Origin of the sequence: Kinneretia sp. DJ1R-11 (genome assembly GCF_025717595.1) — a bacterium.
Lineage (GTDB): Bacteria > Pseudomonadota > Gammaproteobacteria > Burkholderiales > Burkholderiaceae_C > Paucibacter_A.
This window is the reverse complement of record NZ_JAJIRR010000032.1, coordinates 1-2,576: the sequence shown is the minus strand read 5'-3', so window position 1 is coordinate 2,576 and position 2,576 is coordinate 1. Positions and strand designations below refer to the sequence as shown.

Genomic DNA, 2,576 nt, shown 5'->3' with positions numbered 1-2,576 from the left:
TCCCGGTTCTTCCCAGAACCTTGTCAGGCAAACTCTTACAAGCGCGCTGCAGACCGTGAAATATCTGGCTTTTCTCACCCATGGGCGAGCTGGGTTTGCCCCTGTCAGGGGAACCGCGGCGCCGCTCAGAGCAGCAAGGTCGCCAGCACTTCCAAACGCAAAGCTCCATGCGCTTCCAAGGCCTGCATCACCCCGGGCAAGAAACGTCGGTTGTGTTCGATATTGCGTGCCACACCGTAAACGGTGCGCCGCACATCGTCGACCGAAAGCTCAGGGCCGCGCAGCGCCGCAAGACCGACCAGGTAGAAGCGGATCAGGGCCAGCCGCACCGCCAATTCCATGAATTCATGCGGCAGTTCGGCCATGCCTTCACGTGGGAACACAGACGAGAGCACGGAGTTCAAAGCATAGTTCTTGAGCAGATGTGGATGCTCGGCGAGAAATGGCCGGAGATAGTCTTGGTCGGCCTGCTCATAGCGAGCCAGGCAGTGCGACGGTGACTGGCCAAGTTCCAAGCCCTTGCTGACTTCATCCATCAAGGCGCGGAATGAAGCACGGCCACCATGGTCGCGCATGAAGCGCTGACTCGCCGCCAAGAGCAGACTGAACTGCGCTCCCTTGGGCACGCTGAGACCAGCCACCAGCTCCGGCGCCCTTTGCAAAGTCTGCGGGCCCAGGAACTGTTCCAGCACCTGCTCGAGCGCGGCCTCGGCCGCGCCGAACTCCTGCCCTGCCAAACCCGCCACGCGGCGCAGGATGAGCCCGCCATAGACCAAGGCTTGCTCGGCCGACAGGCTGTGCAGACGCAGCAGTGCAGAGATCACGGAGGCCAGCAAGCCACCATGGCGGCGCACGAGGTCCTGCTCTTGCGCGCCAGCTGACGCTCGCCGCCGATGCAAGGCGGGTGGTCGCTGTGCGGAAAAGGCCAGTGGGAGCTCCACCAGGTCCAAGGCCTGCTCGTCGGCCAGGGCCAGGCGCGCCGCTTCTGGGCAGCTCAGACTGGCGGCCATGGCCAGGCGCTGACCGTCATGCACATAGATGCGCGGGAAATCACTGCAGGTGCTGGACAGGGCCTCGGCCCCGAGCGTGGTCTGGATGCTGCAGAGCTGCTGCTCATCGAGCATGGGGCAGCTCTCGCCCAACGCCAGCGGGATGCTGGCATAGGCGCCCTGCGCTTTCGCGGCCTCGCTGCTGAGCTGCACATGCTGACGCAGCTGCGAGGCGAGAGGTTCGATGCGTATGGTCTGGTACTTGCGGTAAGTCGGCTCATCAATGGCGATATGCCAGCTGCTGCAGCATGTTTCCACGCAGGCCGAGCCGACGCATTGAAACCCCTGCATATAGCTGGGCGCGAGCACATTCACCGTCTTGCTTTGATTCATCACTTGCCAGCCTCCGATGGCATCGCCGTCCCGATGCTGAATTGGAGCGCTCAGCCGGGCCGGGCCATCGCTGAAAAAGCCGGCAGCGGTCGGCCTTGATCAAGCGGCCAGGGCGAAGCGAAGGCGCAGTGCGACCGCCTGCTCGGCGCGACCGGTGCCTTCCAGCACCAAGGCCAGGTTGTGGGCGGCCAGATGGCTGCCGCGGCCAGCCACCGCACCGCTGAGGTCCGGGCGTTCGCCAATCTCCAGGCAACGCAACCAGGCGTCTTCGATCAGAGGTAGCAGGCCCGGCGCCTGATCGGGCAGATCGGCGGCACAGTCGAGCAGCAGATCGCCGAGGGCAAAGAAGAAATCCGGAGACTGGGCGCAGCGATCCAGCTGGGTCTGCGCGAAGTCCATGCCCTGGTCGTGACGTTTGAGCTGCTTGAGCCCGAACAGGCGACGCGCCACCAAATCGGGCCACCAAGACATTTCGCCAGGACACAGTGCCGCAGCGCGAGCAAAGCTGGCCTCGGCCGCCGCATAGTCCTCGTAAACCGAGCAGTCCTTGCCGAGCTGGTAGTGCAGATAAGCATCCTCGGGCTGCGACTGAAGGGCTTTCAGCAGCAAGGCCTGGTTGCGCCCGCGCTTGGCTTGCAAGCGCTCGGGTAGGTAACCGTCGTGGCCGATCTGTACCGGCAGAGGTCGACAGGGCAGCCGGTGCTGGGGCTGCTCATGAATGCGCCCGGCATAGCGCAGATGGCCGGGCAGCAGGCGGCTCAAGCGCGCATGGGCCAGCCTGTCTTGGCCGTCAGAAAACTGGTCCAGCAGCTCGATGCTGCCGACGAAATCGGGCCGCTGCTGCTTGAGTTCCAGCAGCGCCTGGCCGCCACCGATCAGCCATTCGTCGGCATCCAGCACCAGATGCCAATCGGCTGCGGCCAGGTCTAGGGCTGCATTGCGAGCCGCAGAAAAGTCGTCGCACCAGGCAAAGTGAGCCACGCGCGCACCGGCCGCTTGTGCCAGGGCCGGCGTGGCATCGCTGGAGCCGGTGTCCAGCACCAGCATGTCATCGACCCAGGGTTTGACGCTGGCGAGCAAGCGGCCGATCAGCGCCGCCTCGTTGCGCGCGATCACGACCAGGCAGACGCGGTACATCGCGGCGCCCCGGAGATTCAGTGCATCTGGATGGCGCCCTGGGCGCGGCCCTTGCCG

At 64.8% G+C, this 2,576-nt stretch carries 2 protein-coding genes; both read right to left on the bottom strand.

Annotated features, from left to right (window positions below):
- Positions 1-125 precede the first annotated feature (125 nt).
- Complete coding sequence (gene fliB, locus LNV23_RS23720; protein WP_263565217.1) at positions 126-1,382, bottom strand: flagellin lysine-N-methylase; 1,257 nt, start codon at positions 1,380-1,382, stop codon at positions 126-128.
- Between the two features lie 99 nt (positions 1,383-1,481).
- Positions 1,482-2,576: glycosyltransferase (locus LNV23_RS23715; protein WP_263565216.1), on the bottom strand; the 1,095-nt coding region annotated here is incomplete at its 5' end.